Below are 22520 nucleotides of genomic sequence, written 5' to 3'. Positions count from 1 at the left end.
GGGCCGTACGCGTGCCGGGGTCAGCCGAAGACCACGCAGGTGGCGGCGGGCACGGCCACCGAGCCGGCCCGGCGCGGCTGCCCGGTCCCGGGGTCGACGTCGAACCAGGTGACGTCCCCCGAGTGCTCGTTGGCCGCGTACAGGCGGCGCCCGGCGGGGTCGGCCGCGAGGTCCCGCGGCCAGCTGCCGCCGCAGCCGACGACACCGGTGAGCTCCGGCTTCTCGGCACCCGCGGCCAGCGAGAGCGTGGCGATGGCGTCCGTCCCGCGGATCGCCGCCCAGACGAACCGGCCGTCGGGCGAGGCGACGACCGCCGAGGGGTAGGCCCGTACGGCCCCTGAGGGGCCCGCGGAGGCGATCGGAACCTCGGCGACCGGTTCCAGTTGCCCGGCGGTCGCGTTCCAGCGGCAGACGGTCAGCTGCGGCTCCAGCTCGTGCAGGACGTAGGCGACCGTGCCGTCCGGGTGGAAGGCGAGGTGCCGGGGTCCGGTTCCGGCCCGCAGGACGGTCTCGGTGTGCGGCAGCAGTCCGCCGGTGGCCGGGTCGAGCGCGCAGACCCGTACCGAGTCGGTCCCGAGGTCCACGCTGAGCACCCACCGGCCGCTCGGGTCGGGCAGCACCTGGTGGGCGTGCGGCCGTTCCTGCCGGTCGGGGTCGGGGCCCGAACCCTCGTGCGCGAGGACGGCCGCGGGGCCGCCGGGGCTGCCGTCGGCGGCGAGCGGGAGGCTGCTGACCCCGCCCGAGGTGTAGTTGGCGGTGAGCAGCCGGCCGCCGGCCAGGCTGAGGTGCGTGGGCCCGGAGCCGCCGACGGGGACGGGCCCGCCGAGCGGGACGAGGCCCTCGGCGGTGGGCGTGAAGGCGGCCACGGCTCCCTGCCCGGTCTCGCTCACCGTGTAGAGCACGCCCGTGTCGGGGGCCAGGGCCAGGTACGAGGGGTCCGCGACGGCGGCGCCGGTGGCCGCGAGCGGGGTCAGGGCCCCGGTGGCCGGATCCACGGCCGCGGTGGTGACACCGCGGCCGCCCCCCGAGGTGAACGAGCCGATGTAGGCCCGGTGTCCGCCGCTCTGGTCCGTCTTCTCCGCGCCGTCCACGGGCTGTTCCTCTCCGCCGTTCCGGATCCGTCCGGAGCCGACGGTAACAGAAGGTCTATACCAAATCCCGTCCCTGGGCCCGGTCCTGGGCGCCCCGGTGGTGGACGTAGGCGGTGCTGCTCGGCCGGTCCTCGTAGGTGCGGTGGAAGACCGGGGTCGCCGAGCCGGAGATCGGCGGCACGATCCAGGACCAGTCCGCGCCCACGTCCCGGCCCTTGCGCTCCTCCCGTTCCAGGTGGGACAGGAAGCGCCGGGACTCGGTGTGGTGGTCGGCGATGGTCACCCCGGCGCGGTCGAAGGAGTGCAGGACCGCCCGGTTGAGCTCGACGAGGGCGCGGTCCTTCCACAGCGAGCGGTCGCTGGAGGTGTCCAGGCCGAGCCGGCGGGCCACGGCGGGCAGCAGGTTGTACCGGTCGGTGTCGGCGAGGTTGCGGGCGCCGATCTCGGTGCCCATGTACCAGCCGTTGAACGGCGCGGCCGGGTAGTGGATGCCGCCGATCTCCAGGCACATGTTGGAGATGGCGGGAACGGCGTGCCAGCGCAGTCCCCACGCCGCCCAGCCCTCGTCGTCGGGGTGCCCGATCGGGACTTCCAGGACGGCGTCGCGGGGGGTGTCGAACCAGCGGGGTTTGTCGTCGACGCCCTGCACCACGAGCGGCAGGAGGTCGAAGGGGGTTCCGGCGCCGCCGGGCCAGCCGAGCCGGAGCAGGGACTCGGTCAGCGGGGCGTTGCGGGCGTCGCCGACGGTGACGGAGTGGTGGTCCCCGTAGCCGGCGTACCGGACGAGCTGTTCGCTCCAGATCAGCGGGCCGGGACGGTCCGGGGCGTCCGGGGCGAAGACCGTGATCGTGGGCCGCACCCGGCCGCCGTTGGTCGCCTCGCGCAGGTGCTCGAAGCACTCGGCGGCCACGCCCTCGGCGTCGGTCGTCTCCCGCCGGTCGCGGACCCGCAGGGAGTTCCAGTAGAGCCTGCCTATGCAGCGGTTGCTGTTGCGCCAGGCCACCCGGGCCCCGTGGGCCAGCTCCTCGGGCGTGTGCCGGTAGGTGCCGGTCTCCGCCAGTTCGGACCGTACGGCGGCGAGCCGGTTGCGCGGATCACCGGCATCGTGATTCTCCCTGTGGAAGAGTCGGATGAACTCCTCGGCCGCTTCCCACACCTGAGCGGTGGTGGAGCGCTGTTGAAGTATTTCCATTCCGGGCCGTTACCCCCTGTCCGAACAGATCCACCCTGTACATGCCGGATGAATGTGCGGTGCACAATCACCCGTTGTACATGCCGCAGGTCAGCGCCGTGGGCAAGGGCCGTCCGGAACACTCCTCCGAGTGATCTTCACGGATCGGACTGCGGGCCGGACTCGAAGAGGCGTACGATCCGGCGCAGCACCGTCAGCGGCAGGGCCGGCTCATGAAGAGCGCCTTCTCCCCCGAGGCGGGGGTGCCGCCGTACAGGGTGGTGTCGAGGCCGCACAGGGTGAACCCCATCCGCCGATAGGCGTGCACGGCCGGGGCGTTGACGGAGCTCACCTCCAACCACAGGTGTTCGGCGCCCCGTTCCCGGGCGAATTGCGCCGCGCACTCCATGAGCGCGCGGCCGATGCCGCGGCCCCGGTGGCCGGGCGCGACCTCGATGTCCTCGACGGTCAGCCGCCGGTTCCAGGCCGCGTAGCCCACGGCGGCGAAGCCGCACACCAGGCCGCCGTCGAGCGCCACGTACGTCCGCGCGTCCGCCCCGGCGCCCGCCCCGCCGCCGGACCCCTGCTCGTCGTGCTCCTCGGGCGGGAACTCCTTGTACAGGGGCGGGTCCGCGGGGACCTCGCGGAGCAGGAACCCGAATCCGGCGCCGTCCGCGGGGACCACCTCGAAGACGGTGTCGGTGGTGAATGAGCCGTCGAGGGCCTCGATGGCCCCCGCGTCCTCGGGGCGGGCGAGGCGGTAGTCGATGCCGTCGGCGGAGCCGTGTGCGGTGGTCATGAGATCCACGGTACGCAAAAAATCCCCCGGCGGAATTCGCTGCCGAGGGAGGGGAGAGCGTATATTGAATGGTTCATGACTTCGCCTGGAAACGAAGACATGAGGAAGCTTTCGAGGACACTGTATCGCGGCAGGAGTGCAATTGTCAACCGAGGAATTCCGGAAAGAGCAGCAATTCGTCACCGACCTCTATGTCCGCCTCGACCACCTGCGTGACCAGGCCGAACGCGCTGTCGAGGGGGCATTGCGGGAGGTCGGGAACGGTGCTCAGGCGCGTCTGGAGCGCGATGTCCTGGTCGCCGAGCAGTCCGGCCTGCTTTCCGCGCTGAATGCCGGAGAGAACGGCCTGTGTTTCGGTCGTCTGGAGTTCTCCGACGGCCGTGACCACCACATCGGCCGCATCGGAATCCGCGCGGACGACGCGGAGCGCACGCCGCTGGTCCTGGACTGGCGGGCGGAGGTGGCCCGGCCCTTCTACCTCGCCACCGGCCACACCCCGATGGGCCTGCGCCGCCGCCGGCACATCAGCAGCCGCGGGCGGGTGGTCACCGCCCTGCACGACGAGATCCTCGACCTGACCGACGCGGAGCGCACCGGGTACGAGGGCGCCGACGCGGACGCCGTCCTGCTCGCCGCGCTGGACGCCGCCCGGACGGGCCGGATGCACGACATCGTGCGCACCATCCAGGCCGAGCAGGACCGGGTGATCCGCTCCCCGCACCGCGGAGTGCTGGTCGTCGAGGGCGGGCCGGGCACCGGCAAGACGGCGGTGGCCCTGCACCGGGCCGCGTACCTGCTGTACGCGCACCGCGAGCTGCTCGCCAAGCGCGGGGTGCTGATCGTCGGGCCGGGCCCGGCGTTCCTGGGCTACATCGGCGGGGTGCTGCCGGCGCTCGGCGAGACGGGCGTCCTGCTCGCCACGCCGGGCGAGCTGTATCCCGGGGTCCACGCGACGGGCACCGACCGGCCCGGAGCGGCCGCGGTGAAGGGCCGGGGCTCGATGGCGGCGGTCCTTGCGCGGGTCGTCGAAGACCGGCAGGGGCTGCCGGAGTCGGTGCCGGCGGGCACCGGCGAGGAGTACGACACCGTCCCCGAGCCCGCGCTGGAGATCGACCACGACGACTACGGGACGCTGCTGCTGGACCGGACGATGGCCCACGAGGCGCGGGACCGGGCCCGGGCCACGGGGCTGCCGCACAACCAGGCCCGGCCCTCCTTCGCCTTCCGGATCATCGACGCGCTCACCGCGCAGCTCGCCGACCGGCTGGGGGCGGACCCGTACGGCGGCCCGAACCTGCTGGGTCCGGACGACGTGGCCCAGCTGGGCAAGGAGATCGCGATGAGCCCGGCCGTGCACGCGGCGATCGACTCCCTGTGGCCCTCCCTCACGCCCGAGCGGCTCGTCGCCGACTTCCTGGCCGAGCCCACGCACCTGCCGGCCCACGAGGCGGAGCTGATCCGGCGCGAGCCGTCGGCGCGGCCGGACTGGACCCCGGCCGACGTGCCGCTGCTGGACGAGGCGGCGGAGCTGCTCGGAGAGGACGACAGCGCGCGGCGGGCCGCCGAGGAGCGCGAGCGCCAGCGGCGCATCGCGTACGCGCAGGGGGTGCTGGACCTGTCGGAGGGTTCGCGGTCGTACGAGTTCGAGGACGAGGAGAACGAGTACCTCGCGGCGCACGACATCATCGACGCCGAGCGGATGGCCGAGCGCCAGGAGGAGGCCGACCACCGCAGCGCGGCCGAGCGGGCCGCCGCGGACCGCACCTGGGCCTTCGGGCACGTCATCGTGGACGAGGCGCAGGAGCTGTCGGAGATGGCGTGGCGGCTGCTGATGCGGCGCTGCCCGACCCGCTCGATGACGCTGGTGGGCGATCCGGCCCAGACCGCCGAGGAGGCGGGCTGCGGCTCGTGGGAGCGCATCCTGCGTCCGTACGTGGGCGAGCGCTGGGAGCTGGTCCGGCTGGGGGTGAACTACCGTACGCCCGCCGAGATCATGGAGGTGGCGGCGGCCGTACTGCGGGACCGCGATCCGGGCTTCGCCCCGCCGAGCTCGGTACGGGCCACCGGGGTCCGCCCGTGGGCCCGGGCGGCGGAGGACCTGGCGGGGGCGGTCGCGGAGGCGGTGCGGCGGGAGCTGCCCGCGGAGGGGCGGCTCGCGGTGATCGCGCCGCGGGAGCTGCACGCCTCGCTGGCCGGCGGGCTGCCGGGGGTACGGGCCGGGGCCGAGCCGGACCTGACCCGGGAGGTCGTCCTGCTGGATCCGCGCCAGGCCAAGGGGCTGGAGTTCGACACGGTGATCGTGGTGGAGCCGGCCGGCCTCCAGCCCAGCGACCTGTACGTGGCGCTGACCCGGGCCACGCAGGCCCTGGGGGTGGTGCACACCGCCGGCCGGCTGCCGGCGGGGCTGGAGGCGGCCGGGGAGGGGCTGCTCAGGCGCTGATGACCAGGGGGGCCCGCGGGTCGGTGCGCAGCGGGGCGGCGAGCGCGACGAGCGCGTGCTCGAGGCCGTGCAGGTGGGCGAGGACCGGTTCCGCGGGCGCGGCGGGCCGGGGCCGGGGCGGAGCGATGAGCTCGGGGGTGCTGTCGGGCGCGGTGAGCGCCTCGACGGCGGCCTCCACGCGCCAGCAGGCGGCGGCCAGCCGGGCGTCGTGCGAGGCCTGCGGGTCGGCGGCGACGGCGACCAGCCCGCGCACCTCCCGGGCGCATTCGTCGAGCAGCGCCAGGACCTGCCGGGCCCTGGCCTTGCGGGCGCGCAGCGGGCTCAGCGGGTGGACGAGGGGCGCGAGGGCCATCCGTACCCGGCCGAGCAGCAGTTCCAGTTCGGCGGCGTGCGGGGCGGGGTCGGCCGCGGGGTTGCCCGCGAGCCGGTCCAGGGCGGCCGCGGTGGAGGCGCGGACGCAGTGCAGGGCGCGCTGGATCCAGGCGTCGTTGGCGGCGTGGGTGGTCACCGGGAGGATGATCACGACGGCGAGGGCCGCGCCGAGCGCGCCGATCGCGGTCTCCTGGAAGCGCAGGAGCAGCAGGCCGGGGTGCAGGACCCCGAGGAGGCCGTAGAGCAGCCCGGCCATGACGGTGACGAAGAACATCATCCAGGAGTAGGAGGGGGCCGCGGTGTAGAAGATCCCGAAGACGCACACGGCGACGAGCGCGGCGGTCGGGGCGGGCGCGCCGTGCAGCGGTACGGCGATCAGCAGCCCGGCGGCGATGCCGAGGACGGTGCCGAGGACGCGGCGGAAGCCCCGTACGAGGGTCTCGCCGCGCGAGGCGGTGTTCACGAAGATCCACCAGGCGGTGCCCACGGCCCAGTACCAGCGGTCCTCGGAGAGGGCCTGGCCGATGGCGAGGGCGAAGGCGCAGGCCGCGGTGGCCTGGAAGGCCTGGCGGGTGGTGGGGCGGGCGAGGCCGGTGCCCGGCAGGCCGGGCTGGGCGGGAGCGGGCGGGGTGCGCCGCTCGATGGGCCACAGCACGAAGCGCACGGCCGTGGAGGCGAGCAGGGCCAGGCCGACGGCCGCGTACAGCTCGGGCAGCTGTCCGGGGACGGCGTGCAGGAACTGGGTGACGAAGAACATCATGAAGCCGAAGATCCCGAGGGCGTGGCCCCGCGGGCCCCGGCGGCGGGCGTAGACCCCGGCGAACACGACGGCGAGGAAGGCGGCGTCGCGGGCGAGCGGCACCCCGTGCAGGGTGGTGGCCAGCGCGAGGACGGGGAATCCGGCCACGGGCAGCAGGGCGGTGGTGACGCGCTGGGCGCGGACGCTCGCGTCGACCACGGTGAAGAGGGCGAGCAGGGCGGCCAGTCCCCCGGTGATGGAGGCGGTCAGGGAGAGGCCGCAGAGTTCCGCGAGGGCGACGGCGGCGCCGACGCCGATCACCGCACGGGCCGAGTTGCGCAGTCTCAGGCGCCCCGGGTCAGGAGCCACGAACATCCTCTTCACGGCGGTGTGCCGCCCCCCTTGCAGTGGTGCGCGCCGGCCCGCTGCCGCCCGGGGGTGGTGGGCGGCGAAACGGGCACGGCGAAGGCGCCGCGCTCCGGTTCCGGCCTCGTTGCCGTCCGGCGCTGCGCGGCGCCGTAAGTACATGGATACGCCACAGATAAGCACCTGGGGGCCCACTGGCTCAACACGACCTCGGTAGACTGTGCCATTGGCCCAGTCACGGGTCGTGATCTTCGGCCATGGGAGGGCCAACGGACCGGCTCGGCCGGGTGCGGTCAGGTCCGCGCCCGCGCCGAATATTCGTGGCCGAAACGTGGAACGGTGGTGGCATGCCTCCCTCGACGGGCGGCATGGCCGGGAACGGGTGACGCTGGCATGGTGTCGGAGCGCGACGGCTTGGAGGCGCGGCTGCGCGCCGTGGAGGCGGCTCTGGAGCGGATCGGGACGTCCGGTGATGAGCGGGGGACCTGCCGGGAGCTCGCAGGATTCCTGTTCCGGACGCTGTGTGACGCCGCCGCCGTGGACATGACGGGCCGGGGCGGCGTCCAGGGCCGGGTGGCGCAGGCCGGTGCGACGGATCTGCTGCGGGACCCCTCCCCCGAGGACCCGCCCGCGGTCCGGCCCTTGGAGCACGGGCGCACCGCGGAGATCTGGACCGGGCGGGCCGAGGGGCGGCCCCTGTACCTGGTGTCGGTCCCGCTGGCCGGGCCGGGCGGGGGCGAGGCGTACGGCAGGCTCCTGGCCGTACGGGCCGGGCAGGACTTCGACGAGCACGAGACGGCCACGCTGCACTTCGCGGCGCGGCTCGCGGGCGTCCACATCGGGTACGCGCGGCGGCAGGCGGCCACCGAGAAGACGGCGCTCGACCTCCAGCGGGCCCTCGTCTCCGAACCGGGCCGGCCGCACCCGAACCTGGACATCGCCAGCCGCTACCTTCCGGTGGGCTTGCGCTCCCTGGTCGGCGGCGACTGGTTCGAGACCGTCCGGCTGCACTTCGGCCGCACCCTGCTGGTGGTCGGGGACGTCATGGGGCACGGTCTGGACGCCGCCGTCGACATGAACGCCTACCGGTCCATCCTGCGCGAGGTCGCCTCCACCGAGCTCGCCCCGCACCGGGTGCTGCGCCGGCTGGACACGCTGTCCGCGGCGGACGACCGGCGGCGGCCCGCGACCTGCCTGCTGGTACGGATCGACCCCGCGCGCGGCATCGCCCTCTACGCGAGCGCGGGGCACCTGCCGCCGGCGGTGTTCGGGGGCGACGGCACGGGCGAGCTGCTCGACGTACCGGTGGGCCCGCCGCTGGGCACGGGCATCGGCGGCTACGAGGCACTGGCCCGGCCGATTTCCGCCGACCAGACCCTGCTGCTGTACACGGACGGTCTGGTGGAACGGCGGGGCGAGGACATCGACACCTCGCTGGCCAGGCTCGCGGGCCTGCGCCTGGCGCCGGGGGCGCCGGTCGAGGACATCGTGACGGCGGTCTGCGACGGGCTCGACGCGCAGCACGCGGAGGACGACGTCGCCGTGCTGGCCGCACGCCTGCGGCCCCGGCCGGCGCCGCCCGCCGACAGGTGAGTTCCGACGGGTTCCGGCCATCTTCCGGCCACCCGATGGAAATCAGCCGAATCGCAGGGGCCCCGACCCGCGCCCCGGCGGCCTCGCGCAAGGGCGGCGGGCACGGTTCCCACGGGGCCTGGCGGCGCGGACGGCGGGGCGGGCACACCGGAGCGGCCGGCTGGGCATGGATCGCTTTCAGGACAAGACGCGCGATGCCAACTGAACGGCGGGGTCCGCATCCTGACCTGTTGTCAAGCGCCAAGCGCTGAACGGATAAGATCCCGGGCTGTTGTCCAATGATCTTTCGCATTCGATCGTTTGAGGGTTCTGATGGTTCGAGAGGGATCGTCGCCCGGCAGTCCAGGGCCCACCTCACCCGTCGTATGGGCGCTGCCCGCCCTGCTCACCGCCGCACTGGCGGTGGCCACCGTGGCACTGGTCTCGGCACCGGCCCGCACGCCCGTGGCGTGGGTCGGTGCCGCGGCCTTCGTCGCCGTCGCGCTCGCGTGCGGCGAGGCCGCCCGGCGCGGCAAGGCGGTGGCGGCGCTGCGCACCACGGTCGCCGTGCAGGAGGCCGCCCTGTCGCGGCAGCAGACCGAGACCGTACGGCTGGCCGAGGCGTTGTTGCCCGATGTGGTGACGCGCCTGCGCAAGGGCGAGTTCCCGGAGGACGTGCTCGCCTCGCTGGAGGATGCCAGCACCTACCAGCCCGGCCTGACCCCCGCGTTCCGGGCCGCCCACCACGCGGTGCTGCGCTCGGTGCTCGACGCCGTGGTCGCCGAGGAGGACCTGCGCGACTCGGCGCAGCGCGCCTTCGTGAACATCGCCCGCCGCGTCCAGGCGATCGTGCACCAACAGGCCCAGGAACTGCGGGACATGGAGGACCGGCACGGCCAGGACCCGGCCGTGTTCGGCGATCTGCTCCGGCTCGACCACGGCACCGCGCTGATCGGCCGGCTCGCCGACTCCATCGCCGTGCTCGGCGGCGCGCGGCCCGGCCGCCAGTGGAACAAGGCCGTGCCGCTGTACAGCGTGCTGCGCGGCGCCATGTCCCGGATCATCGACTACCAGCGCGTGGAGCTGCACTCCGTCTCGCAGGTCGCCGTCGTGGGCCCGGCCGTCGAGCCGCTCATCCACGCGCTGGCGGAGCTGCTGGACAACGCCACCCGCTACTCGCCGCCGCAGACGAAGGTCCACCTGACCGCCGTCGACGTGAACTCGGGCATCGCGATCGAGATCGAGGACGGCGGCCTGAGCATGAGCGAGGAGGCCCGCAAGCGGGCCGAGCGCATGCTGCGCCAGGCTCAGGAGGGCATCGACCTCACCGACCTGGGCGAGACCCCGCGACTGGGCCTCGCCGTGGTCGGCCGGCTCGCCCAGGCGTACGACTTCCGGGTGTCGCTGCGCTCCTCCGCGTACGGCGGCGTACGGGCCGTGCTCGTCGTCCCGCAGGGGCTGATCACCACCGTCTCGACCGCGACGGGCGTCGCGCACGGCATCGGTACCGCCTCGGGGCCCCGCGCGGCCCTCGAACCGGCGGAGGCGCCGCCCGCGCAGCCGCCCCGGCCGGCCACGGGCCCGCAGGTCCCGGCGGACGTGGACGAGGTGCCCTTCGTGACCGAACGGACCCTGAACGGGCTGCCGCAGCGCCGCCGCAAGGCGCGCGCCACGGCCCCCGAAGAGCCCGAAGACGTGCAGCAGACCACTGCCGAGGTCCCGGAGCGGGCCGAAGCACAGCCCGGGATGTGGCTGGCCGCCTTCCAGAGCGGTCTGTCCGGGGACAGCCGGACCGCAGGGAGCCACACCGCGGACAGCCAGACCACAGACGCCTCGCCGGCCTCGGCGAGCAAGGGGGAACAGCCATGAGTCAGCAGCAGACCAATATGGACTGGATGCTCAAGGACCTGGCCGAGAGCGTTCCGCAGACCCGGCACGTCATCGTGCTCTCCGCCGACGGCCTGCGCATGGCCCAGTACGGCGCGGAGACCGACACGGCCGACCGGCTCGCCGCCGCCTGCGCCGGACTGCAGAGCCTGGCCGGCGCGGTCGCCTCCGAACTCCCCAACAGCAAGGGCCGGATGCGGCTGGTCGTCATCGAGATGGACGGCGGCTTCTTCTACCTGATGGCGGCGGGCGCCGGGGCCTATCTGGCGGTACTGGCCGACGAGGGCGTCGACGCCGGCCTGATGGGCCAGCGCATGCGCGACCTCGTGGCGCGGATCGGAGAGCACCTCAGCAGCCCGCCGCGCAGCGACAGGCAGACCGCGTGAAGGACCCGGGCACCAACTGGGAAGACGGCAGCCCCGAGCGGCTCTACGTCATCACCGGCGGTCGCAGCGGACCGTTAGTTCCCAGCGGCCTCGACCTGGTCACGCTGATCGTCGCCAAGTCGGGGCCACGGCCCGGCATGCAGCCGGAGCACGCGGCGATCATGCGGCTGTGCCAGGCGCCCCTCTCGGTGGCCGAGGTCTCCGCGTACCTCGGCCTCCCGGTGAGTGTGGTCACCGTCCTGATCGACGATCTGCTCACCTCGGGCCAGGTGCTCTCCCGCGCACCCGTGGCCCGCGCCCAACTCCCCGACCTGGCATTGATTGAGGCAGTGATCGATGGACTTCGAAAGCTCTGAGGCGTCGCCCGCCGGGCCGCGGCGCGAGGACGTACTGCCGGCCACGGCCGCCGACGCGGTCAAGGTGGTGATCGTGGGCGGTTTCGGGGTCGGCAAGACGACCCTGGTCGGCGCGGTGAGCGAGATCCGCCCCCTGACCACCGAGGAGACGATGACCCAGGCCGGGGTCGGCGTCGACGACACCGCGGGGGTGGAGCGCAAGACGTCCACCACCGTGGCCATGGACTTCGGCCGGATCAGCATCAACGAGGAACTGGTGCTGTACCTCTTCGGCACCCCCGGCCAGCAGCGCTTCTGGTTCCTCTGGCGCGGGCTCTTCGAGGGTGCGCTGGGCGCGGTGGTCCTGGTCGACACCCGCCGGCTGGAGGTCAGCTTCGACGTGATCGGCCGGCTGGAGGAGCGCGGGGTGCCCTTCGTGGTCGCCGTCAACTCCTTCCCCGACGCGCCCCAGTACCCCGTCGAGGAGCTGCGCAGCGCCCTCGACCTCCCCGCGGCCGTCCCGCTGGTGCTCTGCGACGCCCGGCGGCGCGACTCCAGCCGTGACGTCCTGATGACGCTGATGCGCTATCTGCACTCCCTCGCCGTGACCCCGGAGGCATCGTGAGCACTACCCCCTCCCCCGCCGCTTCGACTCCGCCGCCGGGCTGCCCCGCGCACCGGCTCTACGGCCCCGAGGCCGAGGCGGACCCGATGGGCCTGTACGAGAAGCTGCGCGCCGAGCACGGCGCGGTGGCGCCCGTCCTGGTCCAGGGCGACCTGCCGGCCTGGCTGGTGCTCGGCCACCGCGAGAACCTGGACGCGACCCGCACCCCGTCGCGGTTCTCCCGGGACCCGCGCCACTGGCGCGACCAGCAGGAGGGCCGGGTTCCGGCCGACCACCCGCTCACGCCGATGACGGCGTGGCAGCCCGTGTGCCACCTGGTCGACGGTGCGGAGCACGAGCGGCTGCGCGGTGCGGTCACCGAGTCGCTGGAGCGCTTCGACCGGCGCGGGGTGCGGCGGTACGTCAAGCGCTTCGCCGACCAGCTGATCGACCAGTTCGTCGAGTCCGGGCAGGGCGACCTCGTCGCGGACTTCGCCGAGCCGCTGCCGATGCTGGTGATGACCCAGCTCGTCGGGGCGCCGGACTCGTACGGCCCGCGTCTCGTCGAGGCCGCCCGCGACATGCTCCAGGGCACCGAGACGGCCGTCGCCAGCAACGCGTACGTGACGGCCACGCTGCGCGAACTCGTCATGCGCAAGCGGGCGGTGCCCGGCCGGGACTTCACCACGTGGATGGCGGAGCACGCGACGTCGCTGACCGACGAGGAGATCGTCGAGCACCTGCGCCTGGTGATGATCGCGGCGTTCGAGTCGACCGCCAACCTGATCGCGAACACCCTGCGGGTGGTGCTCACCGACCGCCGGTTCCGCGCGAACCTCTCCGGCGGCCACATGACCCTGCCCGACGCCCTGGAGCAGGTCCTGTGGGACGAGCCTCCGTTCACCACGATCCTGGGACGCTGGGCCATCGGCGACACCGAGCTCGGCGGGGCCCAGATCAAGGCCGGGGACCTGCTGCTGCTAGGGCTCGCGCCCGGGAACGTCGATCCGGAGATCCGCCCCGACCTGTCGGTGCCCGTCCACGGCAATCGCTCCCACCTGTCCTTCAGCAGCGGCCCCCACGAGTGCCCGGGCCAGGACATCGGCCGGGCCATCGCGGACACCGGGATCGACTCGCTGCTCACGCGGCTGCCCGACCTGGAACTGGCCGTCCCCGAGGACGAGCTGCGGTGGACGGCCTCCCTGATGTCCCGTCACCTGGTCACCCTGCCGGTGCGGTTCACGCCGCGGGGAACCTCGGTCACCGGGACCACCCGGGCACCGGCGGCGGCCCCGGCGCAGGCCGCCCCCCTTACCGGGGAGCGGCCGACCCTGCGGGTCTCGTGGTGGGCCCGGCTGCTGGGCCGCCGCCGTCGCTGATCCGCGCGTCAGGCGTCGAGCTGCTGCCACCACCAGGCGAGGGCCGGGACCGGCGGCGGCTCGACGCGCGCGTCGCTGGGCGTGTCGGTCCAGGTGATGTCGAACCGGGCGCCGTCCACCGGGAGTTCGTTGCGGTTGCGGGGGCTGGCGTAGCGCGGCGCCCGGCAGTGGTACTCCAGATCGCCCGCGATCCAGTGCTCCAGCGAGCCGAGGTAGCGCCGCAGCTGCTCGCCCGCGCCGCGGCCGAGCTGTTCGCTCAGCCGGACGAACAGGGCCACCGTCCGGTCCCGCAGCGCGTACGCGGCGGGCAGGGCCTCGGCCGGGGTGCACCCGTCCTGCGCGGCCAGCACGTTGACCAGGTTCTGTTCCCACGGGACGTGGTGGTCGTCCTTGTTGTAGGAGAACAGGTCGTTGTCGCAGCTGACGATGAACCCGGCCGCGTCGGTGAGGGCCTGGACCGGCGCGGAGTACAGCTCTTCGCCCGGCACGGCGATCCCGTTCGCCACATCGCACCACGTGAGGGTGAAGCGGGTGCCGTTGCTGGAGATCCGCGCCGCCACGAAGTCGTTCAGGCCCGGCATGATGCCCCGCTCGGCGTTGGCCGTCTGCCAGCTGGCGCCGGCCACCCAGTCGCGGACGCCCTCGGTGAAGCGGCGCAGCTGGACGGGGGTGAGCATCTCCCGGGTGCGGGCCGCGAGGTCCTCCAGCGCGGCGGTGTGCGGTCCCGGCGGCAGCAGGCCGGAGCCGGGGGCCTCGACGGTGCGGACCAGCCGGGCGCCGTGGTCCGCGACGGACGCCGTGCTCGACGCTCCGGTGTTGGAGTCCTGCCAGTCGTCGGTGGCGAAGGCCCAGTAGTTCCACTCGCTGAAGAGCAGCATCGGCTCGACCGCGCCGTACGGGATGATCCGGCTGGTGAAGTCGGCGGCGCGGGTGGCCAGCCCCCAGGCGCGCTCGGTGGCGTCCGGGTAGAACCCGTACGTGTCGATCCAGGCGATGGCCCGCTTCTCGATCTCCCCCGCGGCGGGGTGGATGAGGCCCTTCTCGAACGGGCAGTAGAACGGCGGCAGCTGCCAGCCGATGCGCGAGGGGTGCGAGCCCTCGGCGTACACGGGGGGCACGGTCAGTTCCCCCCGCCCAGCCGGAAGAGCAGCAGTCGGGTCTCCAGCGCGTGGTCGCGCCAGATGCGGAACAGCTTGCCGTGCGTGATGGTCGACTCCCGAAGTCGTTCGCGGGTCCAGGCGGAGGGGGTTCCGGTGTGCTCGATCCGGTCCAGTTCGGCAGTGTTCCAGGCCATGGACTGGACCCAGAACTCGGCCACCCGGTCGGTGACGTCCTCGTCCTGCTCGAGCTCGAACCCGGCGGCCTCGGCGGCGGCGATGTACTCGGTGAGGGTGCCCAGGCGCGTCTTGTAATAGCTGTCGATGAAGTCGGTCCACTCGGGACGGCAGATGAAGTGCTCCTGGATGCCGAACCAGCCGCCCGGCTTCAGGGACTCGGCCACCACCTCGAAGAGCCGCTCGCGGTCCGTGTAGCCGGAGCTCTCGCAGGCGTAGGCGGCGTCGAATCTTCGCGGCGCGCTGAACCCGTGGACGTCCGCGAGCAGCGGTGTCACGCGGTCGCCCACTCCGGCCTGCCGGGCGAACTGCTCGACGAGGGGCACGTGTTCCGCCGCGACCGTCAGGCCGGTGACGGCGGCGCCGTGCTCTTGCGCCCAGTAGAGCGAGCCGCCGCCGACGCCGCAGCCTATGTCGAGGAGGCTCGCGGGCGGGGTGGCGTACGCGCCCCAGGTGCGGGCGGCGTGGTCGACGATCGCCTCCTGGGACTCGATGATGCGGCATTTGAGCACGCGCTGGGAGACCGTGGTGTTCGGCGCCTCGCGGGGGGCGAAGAGGCCCATGTGGAAGTGGACCCGCGGTCCCGGACCGTACTTGTGGAGGATGTCAGCCGTTTTCCGGCTGTAGTAGAGCGGCACTTGGCTCTCGTCGAACGCCCGGCCACCAGCGTGGGGCTGGATGACGAGGTTGCTGTCCATCGGTTCTCCGGTCTTGCGGTCACGTGGGGGTGTTGATCGGCCGCCCCACTCTGCCCATCTGTGATCGACAAAACGCTTTGATCACTCAGGCATTGAGCATAGTCACACATGAAATGGCGCGATTTCAGGCCAAGTTGGTCGCTAGTGACAGCTCTTCAGATCAATTCGCCGCCGTGCTCCGTCGGTACGCAGAGCACCGGGACCGGAGACAGGTGCAGGAGCTTGTGCGGGGTGGAGCCCAGCAGGGCGCCGCGGATCGGGCTGTCGCCCCACGTGCCGACGATGATGACCCGCGCGTCGTGCCGCCTGGCGGCGTCCAGCAGCGCCTGCGCCGGCCTGTCGTCGACCACCTCGACCGTCGAAGGCACACCCGCCTCGTCGGCGGCCTCCACGGCGTGCGCCAGGGCGCTGCGGCCCGCCTGGCGGACGGCTTCCCGGTGCGCCCGGTACTCCTCGCCCGCGGCCCCCGGGGCGGCCGCCCCGTAGACGAGGACGAGGTGCTCCCCGAAGGCGGTGGCCACCTCCAGCGCCACGCGCAGCGCCCGCTCCGCGCCGGGCGACTCGTCGTATCCGAGGACGACGGACATCGGGACTCCTCAGTTCTTCTCAGTTCTTCTCAGTTCTTCCGGCCGCGGACGAGGTCCGGATCGGCCACCCCGGGGCGCTCCTGCCAGAACCTGCCGTCCCGCAGCCGCCAGTAGCCCATGACGAGCACGCCGACGACGGCGATCGCGATGCCGATGACCAGGGGCGGTCCGAGCCCGAACCAGGAGACGCCGCCGGCCGAGTTCTCCGGGTTCGACATGTCGCCGACCGACTCCACCAGCAGCCAGCAGAGCAGGGCCGCGCCGAGCACCGGGCCGAGGCCGATGAGCAGGAAGTTGTGCGCGTTCTCCAGCAGGTGGCGCCGGTAGTAGACGGCGCAGGCCAGGCCGGTGAGCGCGTAGTAGAAGGCGATGAGCAGGGAGAGCGCGGTCAGCGAGTCCAGGAGCGCGTTCTCGCTGATCTGGTTGACGACGAGGTACCAGCCGATCGCGATGCCCGCCACCCACCACGTGCTCACGTCCGGGGTCCTGAACCGCGGATGGATGTGGGCCAGGCCCGGCGGCAGCGCGTGGCGGCGGGCCATGGACAGGGCGGTGCGGGAGGCGGGGATGATCGTGGTCTGGGTGGAGGCGAGGGCCGAGGTGCAGACCGCGAGCAGGACGATCCAGTCCCAGCCGCCCATGACCTCGTGGGCCAGCACGGCGAAGACGGCCTCCTCCTCGGCGGCGTTCTCGGCGAGGAAGGCGGTTCCCGCGTAGGCGACGACGGCGAATCCCACGGACAGGTAGGTCAGCAGCAGGATCACCGTCGACCAGATGCCGGCCTTGCCGGGCGCGGTGGCGGAGTTCTCGACCTCCTCGGTGAGGTTGACCGCGGACTCCCAGCCCCAGTAGATGAACACGCCGAGCAGCAGCCCGCCGGTCAGTGCGGCTCCGCCGGCGCCGAAGGGGTTGAGCCAGGTGAGGGACGGCTCGATCTCGTCGAGGGTGCTGGTGCCGGCGTAGACGCGGTAGATGGCGACGGCCGCGAAGGTCAGGAGGAAGAAGACCTGGGCGAGGATGAGGATGTCCTGGAGGTGGGCGGACAGCTCGGTGCCGATGACGCAGACGGCGGTCATGGCCAGGATCACGGCGACGGTGAGGCCCTGCCGGATGACCTCGTTGGCGGCCCAGCTGTCGAGTCCGGCGGCGAGCAGGCCGAAGTTGACCGCCACGTCCGCCAGCGAGCCGATGACGAGCACGCCGGTCATGGCGATGGCCCAGCCGCCGAGCCAGCCCGCCCAGGGGCCCATGGAGCGGGTGACCCAGGAGAAGGTGGTCCCGCAGTCCTGGTCGACCTTGTTGAGGTAGTAGAAGGCGGCGGCGATCAGCAGCATCGGGACGAAGGAGGCCAGCATCACGCCCGGCGCGTAGATGCCGACCAGGGCCACGATCGGCCCGAGCACGGCGGCCAGGGAGTACGCCGGCGAGGTGGAGTTCAGGCCGATGACCAGCGCGTCGAGGAACCCGATCGCGTTCGCCTTCAGTCCCGGCTGCGGGGCCGCGGCTGGCGGACCGCCCGGGCCCGTACTGTCTTCGGCCATGTACGCATGGTCGCCCGCGCCCGGCCGCCGCGCGAGGCGGGAGGGGCCGGGGGCGAGCCACGGGTGGGCCGGCGGGCCACGGGCGGGTGTTCCGGCCGGCTGCGAGCAGGTGTTCCGGCGGGCTACGGGCGGGTATTCCGGCGGGCTACGGGAAGGTGTTCCGGCCGGCTACGGGCGGGTGTTCCAGCCGGCGATCACGGGCAGCCCGTGCTCCGTGGAGAGCATGCTGACCGTGCCGGTGCGCAGCAGGAACAGCCGGCCCTCCTCGGGGTCCAGGCGCAGGTAGCGGGCGGTGAGGACGCGCAGGAAGTGGCCGTGGGCGACGACGACCACGCCGCCCCCGTCGGCGCGCAGCACCGGGGCGATCCGGGCCAGGACGCGGTCCGCGCGGGCGCCCACCTGGGCTGCGCTCTCGCCCGGGTGCTCCGCGTCGCCGGGCGGCACCCCGTGGGTCCACAGGGACCAGTCGGGGACGGTCCGCTGGATCTCCGCCGTGGTGACGCCCTCGTAGCCGCCGTAGTCCCACTCGTACAGGTCGGAGTCGGTGATTCCGCCGGTGAGCCCCGCGAGCTGGGCCGTGGCCACGGCCCGGCGCAGCGGGCTGGTCAGGACCAGCGCGGGGTGGCGGTCCCGGAAGTACGGGGCCAGGGAGATGGCCTCCTCGACCCCGCGCGCGGTCAGCGGGACGTCGGTGCGCCCGGTGTGCCGCCCGTCGGCGCTCCACGCCGTCTCGCCGTGCCTCACCAGCAGCAGGTCGCTCATCCTCCGGACCCTAGGCCCTGTCCGGCATGTCGGCACCGAGGGCCGGGTCGGGCGTGTCACTGTCGGGCGCATGAAGGTGGGTGCGCGTGGGGTGCCTCCGTCGCTGACCGGGCTCCTGATCGTCCTGACCTGGGTCACCGGGCTGATCGAGGCCGTGAGCCTGCTCGCGCTCGGGCCGGTGTTCACCGCCATGCAGACGGGGAACGTCCTCTTCCTGGCCTTCGGGCTCGCGGGGGCGGCGAACCTGCCCGCGCTGTCGTCCGCGCTGTCGCTGGCGGCGTTCGCCGTCGGGGTGGTGTGCGGGGCGCGGATGGAGTCGGCGACGGAGGCCTGGGGGTGGCGCTGGGTCGAGTGCGGACTGTCGGCCGAGGCCGTGCTGATCCTGGCCGCCGCGGCCGTCGGATGGGACGTCGCGCCGAGGTTCGGCCATCCGGCCCCCGCGCATCTGCTGGTGACCGGCCTGCTGGCGACGGCGATGGGCATCCGTACGGTGACGAGCATGCGGCTGAACGTGCCCGGGGTGCCGACGACCCTGGTCACCCGGTCCATGACCGCTCTGATCGGCAGCTCGGCGCTGGGCCACGACAGTGCCTTCGGCTACGGGACGGGGGCCTGGCTGCGCCGGGCCCTGGCGGTGCTGGCGATGTTCACCGGCGGGCTGACCGGGGCGCTGCTGGTGCGGGACGGATGGACGGTGGGCGGGCTGCTGCTCCCCGCGGCGGCCGTCGTGGCCGCGGTGGCCGTCGTACACCGGCTGCTGCCGCGAGCGCACACCGGATGAACTGGGCCATTGGTACAGTCGCGGCATGGCGGTGGACGAGCTCGACACGAGGATCCTGCGCCTGCTGATCGAGCAGCCGCGCACCAGCGTCCGCGAGTACGCCCGCATCCTCGGCGTCGCCCGCGGCACGCTCCAGGCCCGGCTGGACCGGCTGGAGCGGACCGGGGTGATCACCGGGACGGGGCCCTCGCTCTCCCCCGCGGCGCTGGGGCACCCCGTACTGGCCTTCGTGCACATCGAGGTGACCCAGGGGCACCTGGACGACGTGGGTGAGGCGCTGGCTGCCGTTCCCGAGATCATCGAGGCCTTCTCGATCACCGGCGGCGGGGACCTGCTCACCCGCGTGGCGGCCCGGGACAACGCGCACCTGGAGGACGTGATCCAGCGGCTGATCCAGCTGCCGGGGGTCGTCCGCACGCGCACCGAGGTGGCCTTGCGCGAGCGGGTCGCGCACCGGCTGCTGCCCCTGGTCGAGTCCGTGGGACGAGCCGCCCGCAAAACCTGACAGGATGATATGGACAGGACACGACCGGCAGGACGGGCACAACGGATGATTTCCGTCATATTCGATCTCGACGGCACCCTCGTGGACAGCGAGCCGAATTACTACGAGTCGGGACGCCGCACCCTGGAGCGGCACGGGGTCCCCGAGTTCACCTGGGAGCAGCACTCCCGGTTCATCGGCATCGGCACCCTGGAGACGCTGGAGATCCTCAAGGAACGGTACGCGATCCAGGCGCCGGTGGAGCAGCTGCTCGCCGAACAGAACGCCGCCTACCTGGAACTGGCCCGGACGGGGACGGAAGTCTTCCCCGAGATGCGCAAGTTCGTGGAGCGGCTGCGCGCCGAGGGGGTGCCGATGGCGGTGGCCTCCGGCTCCTCGCGCGAGGCGATCGACGCGGTGCTGTCCGGCACCGGTCTGGACGCCCTGCTGACGACGGTGGTCTCCGCCGAGGAGGTCGCCCACGGCAAGCCGGCCCCGGACGTCTTCCTGGAGGCGGCCCGCCGGCTGGGCGCCTCGCCCGCCGACTGCGTGGTCATCGAGGACGCGGCGCCGGGAGCACTGGCGGCCCGCGCGGCCGGCATGGGCTGCGTGGCGGTCCCGTACGTGGCGCAGACCGCGCACGACGAGGCCTTCGCGCAGGCCGCACTGCTCTTCCCGGGCGGGCAGCGGGAGTTCACCGCGGACGCGGCCTTCGACTGGCTGACCGCGCGCGCCGTGGCCTGACCCCGGACCGGAGGGCGGGGCGGGCGGCGCGGGGGCGGTAGGCGGCGGGTGGGGCGGCCCTCTGGTGCCCTGGCACGGCGGCTGCCACCATGCCTGCGTGACCGCCACCACGCTGCCCCGGGGCGCCGGGAGCGGGCCGCGCCAGTGGCCCCTGCTCGGGAACCTGCCCGCCTTCGCCCGTGATCCGCTGGCCTTCTTCGAGTCCCTGCGCGACGACTACGGGGACTGGGTGCGCGGCGATGGCCATGGCCCAGCGGGAGCTGGGGGCCGAGTTCCGCGGGGTGACGCTCTTCCTGCCGCCGTGGGTGCGGACGCCGGGGCGGCGCCGGATGCGGGAGGCCGTGGCCGTCCTGGACCGGGAGATCGCGCACGTCATACGGGAGCACGAGGCGGCCTCGGCGGGTGGGGCCGAACGGGACGACCTGCTGAGCCGGCTGCTCGCGGCCCGTGACGAACACGGCGCGCCGCTGTCCCGCAAGGAGCTGCGCGACGAGTCGATCACCCTCTACATCGGCGGCCACGAGACCACCTCGACCACCCTGACCTGGGCATGGCAGCTGCTGTCGGGGGCGCCCGAGGCGCGGGCCCGGCTGACGGAGGAGCTGGACCGGGTGCTCGGCGGGCGGCTGCCGACGTACGACGACTACGCGCGGCTGCCCTGGACCCAGCAGGTGGTCAAGGAGTCGCTGCGGATCTATCCGCCGATCTGGCTGATCTCGGCGGTGGCCGGGGAGGGCGCGAGCATCGGCGGGCGCCGGGTGGCCGCGGGGACCGGGGTGTGGATCAGCCCGTGGTCGATGCACCGGGACGCGCGCTGGTTCCCGGACCCCGAGGCCTTCCGGCCCGAGCGGTGGGACGCGGACGCCGCGCATCCGGTGCCCGAGCACGCCTGGATCCCCTTCGGCGGCGGGCCGCGGGCGTGTCTGGGCGCGCGGTTCGCGCTGGTGGAGGCCGCGATGGTGCTGGCGGTGCTGGGGCAGCGGTTCCACCTGGACAGCGGGGACGAGCGGGCCGGGACCTTCCCGGGGCTGACCTTGCAGCCGGCCGGACCGGTACGGGCGACGCTGCGCGCGACGGGCGGGGAAGATCCGGCGGCATCCCGCAGTTAGTAGAACCGTGAACAATGTGACGCGGGAGGCCGGCACGGCCGCGGACGCCGACGTCGACGTGGTGGTGGTCGGGGCCGGTCAGGCGGGCCTCTCCAGCGCCTACCACCTGGCCCGGGCGGGGATCGACCACGTGGTCCTGGACCACGCGCCCCGCCCCGGCGGGGCCTGGCAGTTCCGCTGGCCCTCGCTGACCTACGGCCGGGTCCACGGGATGCACGCCCTGCCCGGCATGGAACTGACCGGCGCCGATCCGCGGCGGCCCTCCTCCGAGGTGATCGGGGAGTACTTCGCCGCCTACGAGGAGCGGTTCGGGCTGCGCGTACGGCGGCCCGTGGACGTCTCGGCGGTCCGCGAGGGCGCCGACGGGCGGCTGCTGGTCGAATCCTCGGCCGGCACCTGGTCGGCCCGGGCCCTGGTCAACGCCACGGGCACCTGGGACCGGCCGTTCTGGCCGCGCTACCCGGGCCAGGAGACCTTCCGCGGCCGGCAGCTGCACACGGCGAACTACCCGGGACCGCAGGAGTTCGCCGGGGCGCGCGTGATCGTCGTGGGCGGCGGCACCTCGGCGGTGCAGCACCTGCTGGAGGTGGCGGAGGTCGCCGCCGAGACCACCTGGGTGACCCGGCGGCCCCCGGTCTTCCGCGACGGGAGCTTCGGCGAGGCCGAGGGCCGGGCGGCGGTCGCCCTGGTGGACGAGCGCGTCCGCCGGGGGCTGCCGCCGCAGAGCGTGGTCAGCGTGACGGGCCTGCCCCTGAACGAGGCCGTGCGGGCCGGACTCGCCTCGGGGGTGCTGGACCGCCGGCCCGTGTTCGACCGGGTCACCCCCTCGGGCGCCGTCTGGGCGGACGGCAGCACGGTGGAGGCGGACGTCATCCTGTGGGCGACCGGGTTCCGCGCGGCCGTCGACCACCTGGCGCCGCTGCGGCTGCGCGAGCCGGGCGGCGGCATCCGGGTCGAGGGGACCAGGGCCGTCCGCGACGAGCGGGTCCACCTCGTCGGCTACGGCCCGTCGGCATCGACCATCGGCGCCAACCGCGCGGGCGGCGCCGCGGCCCGCGAGATCCGCCGGCTGCTGGCCCGCGAACGGGCGGGGGAGCCGGTCGCAGCCCGCGCGGGCCGGGCCAGCTGACGGCCCGAGCCCTCAACCGGTCGGGGCCCTCAGCCGGTCGGGGCCCTCAGCCGACCGGGGGCCTTCACCTGGCCTGGGCGCTCAGCCGGTCGGGGCCTTCACCTGGGCTGGGCCCTCAGCCGGTCGGGGCCTTCACCTGGGCTGGGCCCTCAGCCGGTCGGGGCCTTCACCTGGGCTGGGCCCTCAGCCGGTCGGGGCCTTCACCTGGGC

The 22520-nt window shown here is 73.7% G+C and carries 21 protein-coding genes; 12 read left to right on the top strand and 9 right to left on the bottom strand.

The window, feature by feature from the left end:
* Positions 1–20: 20 nt before the first annotated feature.
* The 3 genes from ACFWP3_RS07460 to ACFWP3_RS07450 form a co-directional block, all read right to left on the bottom strand.
* A complete protein-coding gene (locus ACFWP3_RS07460; protein WP_384217176.1) occupies positions 21–1091 on the bottom strand; it encodes a lactonase family protein in 1071 nt (356 codons plus the stop codon).
* Between the two features lie 55 nt (positions 1092–1146).
* Positions 1147–2283: a nitric oxide synthase oxygenase gene (locus ACFWP3_RS07455; protein WP_384217173.1), complete on the bottom strand. Its 1137-nt coding sequence runs from the start codon at positions 2281–2283 to the stop codon at positions 1147–1149.
* 193 nt (positions 2284–2476) lie between these two features.
* Positions 2477–3061, bottom strand: coding sequence for a GNAT family N-acetyltransferase (locus ACFWP3_RS07450; RefSeq protein WP_384217171.1), 585 nt, complete (start codon positions 3059–3061; stop codon positions 2477–2479).
* A 142-nt stretch (positions 3062–3203) separates the two neighbouring features.
* Here ACFWP3_RS07450 and ACFWP3_RS07445 point away from each other — a divergent pair, with 142 nt between their 5' ends.
* Entirely contained in the window at positions 3204–5501 is a 2298-nt protein-coding gene (locus tag ACFWP3_RS07445; protein WP_384217169.1) for a HelD family protein, read from the top strand.
* Here the strand turns inward: ACFWP3_RS07445 and ACFWP3_RS07440 are convergent.
* The gene (locus ACFWP3_RS07440; RefSeq protein WP_384217166.1) at positions 5491–6987 is read right to left on the bottom strand and encodes an FUSC family protein; all 1497 of its coding nucleotides are present in this window, start codon (positions 6985–6987) and stop codon (positions 5491–5493) included. The two genes, ACFWP3_RS07445 and ACFWP3_RS07440, sit on opposite strands and share 11 nt — an antisense overlap.
* Positions 6988–7371: 384 nt before the next feature.
* On the opposite strand from ACFWP3_RS07440, the gene ACFWP3_RS07435 reads away from it, so the two are divergent.
* The 6 genes from ACFWP3_RS07435 to ACFWP3_RS07410 all read left to right on the top strand — a co-directional run bounded on the left by ACFWP3_RS07435 (position 7372) and on the right by ACFWP3_RS07410 (position 13141).
* The gene (locus tag ACFWP3_RS07435) at positions 7372–8571 is read left to right on the top strand and encodes a PP2C family protein-serine/threonine phosphatase (RefSeq protein ID WP_384217164.1); all 1200 of its coding nucleotides are present in this window, start codon (positions 7372–7374) and stop codon (positions 8569–8571) included.
* A gap of 312 nt (positions 8572–8883) precedes the next feature.
* On the top strand, positions 8884–10419 hold the full coding sequence (locus ACFWP3_RS07430; RefSeq protein WP_384217162.1) for a sensor histidine kinase: 1536 nt from the start codon (positions 8884–8886) through the stop codon (positions 10417–10419).
* Positions 10416–10823 (top strand): roadblock/LC7 domain-containing protein, encoded by a 408-nt coding sequence (locus ACFWP3_RS07425; RefSeq protein ID WP_384217159.1) that lies wholly within the window; start codon positions 10416–10418, stop codon positions 10821–10823. Before ACFWP3_RS07430 ends, ACFWP3_RS07425 begins: the two co-directional genes overlap by 4 nt.
* Positions 10820–11179, top strand: coding sequence for a DUF742 domain-containing protein (locus ACFWP3_RS07420; RefSeq protein ID WP_384217158.1), 360 nt, complete (start codon positions 10820–10822; stop codon positions 11177–11179). The genes ACFWP3_RS07425 and ACFWP3_RS07420 overlap by 4 nt, the downstream gene beginning before the upstream one ends.
* Entirely contained in the window at positions 11160–11783 is a 624-nt protein-coding gene (locus tag ACFWP3_RS07415; RefSeq protein WP_384217155.1) for an ATP/GTP-binding protein, read from the top strand. The genes ACFWP3_RS07420 and ACFWP3_RS07415 overlap by 20 nt, the downstream gene beginning before the upstream one ends.
* Positions 11780–13141, top strand: coding sequence for a cytochrome P450 (locus tag ACFWP3_RS07410; protein WP_384217153.1), 1362 nt, complete (start codon positions 11780–11782; stop codon positions 13139–13141). Before ACFWP3_RS07415 ends, ACFWP3_RS07410 begins: the two co-directional genes overlap by 4 nt.
* Before the next feature lie 8 nt (positions 13142–13149).
* Here ACFWP3_RS07410 and ACFWP3_RS07405 read toward each other — a convergent pair whose 3' ends face one another.
* The 5 genes from ACFWP3_RS07405 to ACFWP3_RS07385 form a co-directional block, all read right to left on the bottom strand.
* Positions 13150–14259 (bottom strand): terpene synthase family protein, encoded by a 1110-nt coding sequence (locus tag ACFWP3_RS07405; RefSeq protein ID WP_384217150.1) that lies wholly within the window; start codon positions 14257–14259, stop codon positions 13150–13152.
* 2 nt (positions 14260–14261) lie between these two features.
* The gene (locus ACFWP3_RS07400) at positions 14262–15173 is read right to left on the bottom strand and encodes an SAM-dependent methyltransferase (protein ID WP_384217148.1); all 912 of its coding nucleotides are present in this window, start codon (positions 15171–15173) and stop codon (positions 14262–14264) included.
* A 155-nt stretch (positions 15174–15328) separates the two neighbouring features.
* Positions 15329–15760 carry a universal stress protein gene (locus tag ACFWP3_RS07395; RefSeq protein ID WP_384217145.1) on the bottom strand — a complete coding sequence of 144 codons (432 nt, stop codon included), beginning with the start codon at positions 15758–15760 and terminating at the stop codon, positions 15329–15331.
* Positions 15761–15789: 29 nt separating this feature from the next.
* A complete protein-coding gene (locus tag ACFWP3_RS07390; protein WP_384217143.1) occupies positions 15790–17301 on the bottom strand; it encodes an APC family permease in 1512 nt (503 codons plus the stop codon).
* Between the two features lie 168 nt (positions 17302–17469).
* A complete protein-coding gene (locus ACFWP3_RS07385; protein ID WP_384217141.1) occupies positions 17470–18063 on the bottom strand; it encodes a histidine phosphatase family protein in 594 nt (197 codons plus the stop codon).
* Between the two features lie 91 nt (positions 18064–18154).
* On the opposite strand from ACFWP3_RS07385, the gene ACFWP3_RS07380 reads away from it, so the two are divergent.
* From ACFWP3_RS07380 to ACFWP3_RS07360, 5 genes are all read left to right on the top strand, one after another.
* Positions 18155–18844 carry a YoaK family protein gene (locus ACFWP3_RS07380; RefSeq protein ID WP_384217138.1) on the top strand — a complete coding sequence of 230 codons (690 nt, stop codon included), beginning with the start codon at positions 18155–18157 and terminating at the stop codon, positions 18842–18844.
* 25 nt (positions 18845–18869) lie between these two features.
* A complete protein-coding gene (locus tag ACFWP3_RS07375) occupies positions 18870–19349 on the top strand; it encodes an Lrp/AsnC family transcriptional regulator (protein WP_384217136.1) in 480 nt (159 codons plus the stop codon).
* 45 nt (positions 19350–19394) lie between these two features.
* The gene (locus ACFWP3_RS07370) at positions 19395–20072 is read left to right on the top strand and encodes an HAD family hydrolase (protein ID WP_384217133.1); all 678 of its coding nucleotides are present in this window, start codon (positions 19395–19397) and stop codon (positions 20070–20072) included.
* A 239-nt stretch (positions 20073–20311) separates the two neighbouring features.
* Entirely contained in the window at positions 20312–21181 is an 870-nt protein-coding gene (locus tag ACFWP3_RS07365; RefSeq protein ID WP_384217130.1) for a cytochrome P450, read from the top strand.
* A 7-nt stretch (positions 21182–21188) separates the two neighbouring features.
* On the top strand, positions 21189–22310 hold the full coding sequence (locus ACFWP3_RS07360; RefSeq protein WP_384217128.1) for an FAD-dependent oxidoreductase: 1122 nt from the start codon (positions 21189–21191) through the stop codon (positions 22308–22310).
* The last annotated feature ends 210 nt before the right edge of the window (positions 22311–22520 follow it).

Source organism: Streptomyces sp. NPDC058525, from assembly GCF_042719495.1.
Taxonomy (GTDB): domain Bacteria; phylum Actinomycetota; class Actinomycetes; order Streptomycetales; family Streptomycetaceae; genus Streptomyces.
This window is presented reverse-complemented; position numbering and strand designations above follow the sequence as displayed.

Excerpts from the sequence above, each read along its gene's own strand:
- ACFWP3_RS07455 (WP_384217173.1), bottom strand. The coding sequence starts at position 2,283 with ATGGAAATACTTCAACAGCGCTCCACCACCGCTCAGGTGTGGGAAGCG.
- ACFWP3_RS07450 (WP_384217171.1), bottom strand. The coding sequence starts at position 3,061 with ATGACCACCGCACACGGCTCCGCCGACGGCATCGACTACCGCCTCGCC.
- ACFWP3_RS07440 (WP_384217166.1), bottom strand. The coding sequence starts at position 6,987 with ATGTTCGTGGCTCCTGACCCGGGGCGCCTGAGACTGCGCAACTCGGCC.
- ACFWP3_RS07435 (WP_384217164.1), top strand. The coding sequence starts at position 7,372 with ATGGTGTCGGAGCGCGACGGCTTGGAGGCGCGGCTGCGCGCCGTGGAG.
- ACFWP3_RS07430 (WP_384217162.1), top strand. The coding sequence starts at position 8,884 with ATGGTTCGAGAGGGATCGTCGCCCGGCAGTCCAGGGCCCACCTCACCC.
- ACFWP3_RS07425 (WP_384217159.1), top strand. The coding sequence starts at position 10,416 with ATGAGTCAGCAGCAGACCAATATGGACTGGATGCTCAAGGACCTGGCC.
- ACFWP3_RS07415 (WP_384217155.1), top strand. The coding sequence starts at position 11,160 with ATGGACTTCGAAAGCTCTGAGGCGTCGCCCGCCGGGCCGCGGCGCGAG.
- ACFWP3_RS07400 (WP_384217148.1), bottom strand. The coding sequence starts at position 15,173 with ATGGACAGCAACCTCGTCATCCAGCCCCACGCTGGTGGCCGGGCGTTC.
- ACFWP3_RS07395 (WP_384217145.1), bottom strand. The coding sequence starts at position 15,760 with ATGTCCGTCGTCCTCGGATACGACGAGTCGCCCGGCGCGGAGCGGGCG.
- ACFWP3_RS07390 (WP_384217143.1), bottom strand. The coding sequence starts at position 17,301 with ATGGCCGAAGACAGTACGGGCCCGGGCGGTCCGCCAGCCGCGGCCCCG.
- ACFWP3_RS07385 (WP_384217141.1), bottom strand. The coding sequence starts at position 18,063 with ATGAGCGACCTGCTGCTGGTGAGGCACGGCGAGACGGCGTGGAGCGCC.
- ACFWP3_RS07375 (WP_384217136.1), top strand. The coding sequence starts at position 18,870 with ATGGCGGTGGACGAGCTCGACACGAGGATCCTGCGCCTGCTGATCGAG.
- ACFWP3_RS07370 (WP_384217133.1), top strand. The coding sequence starts at position 19,395 with ATGATTTCCGTCATATTCGATCTCGACGGCACCCTCGTGGACAGCGAG.
- ACFWP3_RS07365 (WP_384217130.1), top strand. The coding sequence starts at position 20,312 with ATGGCCATGGCCCAGCGGGAGCTGGGGGCCGAGTTCCGCGGGGTGACG.